Source organism: Nitratireductor sp. GCM10026969 (assembly GCF_042660605.1).
Classification (GTDB): Bacteria; Pseudomonadota; Alphaproteobacteria; order Rhizobiales; family Rhizobiaceae; genus Chelativorans.
In genome coordinates, this window is sequence record NZ_JBHSUM010000291.1 from 1 (window position 1) to 1,447 (window position 1,447).

Annotated in this window: 2 protein-coding genes; one reads left to right on the top strand and one right to left on the bottom strand. The window is 67.8% G+C overall.

The window, feature by feature from the left end; all coding sequences use genetic code 11:
- Window positions 1-608: DUF2336 domain-containing protein (locus ACFP9U_RS24990; protein WP_378625577.1), on the top strand; the 608-nt coding region annotated here is incomplete at its 5' end.
- 152 nt (window positions 609-760) lie between these two features.
- Here ACFP9U_RS24990 and ACFP9U_RS24995 read toward each other — a convergent pair.
- The coding region (locus ACFP9U_RS24995) for a toprim domain-containing protein (protein ID WP_378625579.1) at window positions 761-1,447 on the bottom strand (687 nt) is incomplete at its 5' end.

The following is a 1,447-nucleotide window of genomic DNA, read 5'->3' on the forward strand; positions in this document are numbered from 1 at the left end:
GGGACCTGCCCCCGGATTGCCGGCACATGCTTGTGGTGCGCGTGGGGGAGGCGCTGTCGGCAGCCCCTCTGGTCCTGGCGCTGATGGGGCCGGAACGGGCCGAGAAGCTGGCGCGGGAGGCGTGCGTGACGGCTTCCATCACGCTGATCGATGCAATCGACCGGCGCGAGCACGGGGCGCTGGTGGAGCACTTGCGCCTCCGCGGCGACCTGACCTCGCGTTTCCTGGTGCGCACGGTGGCGTACGGCAAGATCGACTTTTTTGGCGCCGCGCTGGTGGCGCTGGCGAGGCAGAGCGAGACGCGTGTTCAGGCGCTCTTGAAGGGCGGCAGGCAAGCCGCGCTCACCGCGCTTCTTTCGCGGGCCGGGCTCGAGCCGGTGACCCATGCACCGCTTCTGGCCGCGCTCTCCATGTGGCGTGAGATCGCCGTCGGCAAACGGGTGGCCGGGCCGCAGGAAGTGTCCTGGCATATGCTCCAAACGCTGGAGAAGGCCCCGGCGGGCCGGCAGGCCGACCGGGAGGCCCTTGCCGGGCTTTTGAAGCGCATTCATCTGGAAAGCCTGCGCGAGAACGCGCGCGCGCAGGCCCTGGCGCTGGCGGCCGCCTGAAGCACTTATCCCAGCGTGCCCTCGACCGTTTTACCGGTTGGAGGGTTCAGGCATGGGTCCTCGGGTCAAGCCCGAGGATGACGATCGCGCGGTGGACGATCGCGCGGTGTATGCCGCCAATCGCCAACGGGCGAGAGCAGGGCCGTTGGCAATCAGATATCCAGTTCCTCGACGAACTCGGCGTTTTCCTGGATGAAGCGGAAGCGGGCCTCGGGCTTGGTGCCCATCAAGGCTTCGACGGCGAGCTTGGTCGCATCGGCCGCTTCCAGGATCTCCACGCGCAGGAGGGTGCGGTGCTCCGGGGCCATGGTCGTTTCCTTGAGCTGCCTGGGCAGCATCTCGCCGAGGCCTTTGAAGCGGCCGATCTCGATCTTGCCGCGGCCGGTGAATTCGGTGGCGAGCAGTTCCTCCTTGTGGGCATCATCGCGCGCGTACATGGTCTTGCCGCCCTGGCTGAGTTTGTAGAGCGGCGGCACGGCCAGGAAGAGGTGCCCGCCAGCGATGAGCTGCGGCATCTCCTGATAGAAGAAGGTGATGAGGAGGGAAGCGATGTGGGCGCCGTCGACGTCCGCGTCGGTCATGATGATGATGCGCTCGTAGCGCAGGTCGTCCTCGCGGTATTTCGCGCGTGTTCCGCAGCCGAGCGCCTGGATGATGTCGGAGATCTGCTGATTGGCGGCGAGCTTCCCCGACCCGGCGCTGGCGACGTTCAGGATCTTGCCGCGCAGCGGCAGGACCGCCTGGGTGGCGCGGTTGCGCGCCTGCTTGGCCGAGCCGCCGGCCGAATCACCCTCGACGATGAAGATCTCGGCGCCGGCGGTCGCGCCGGCCGTGCAGTC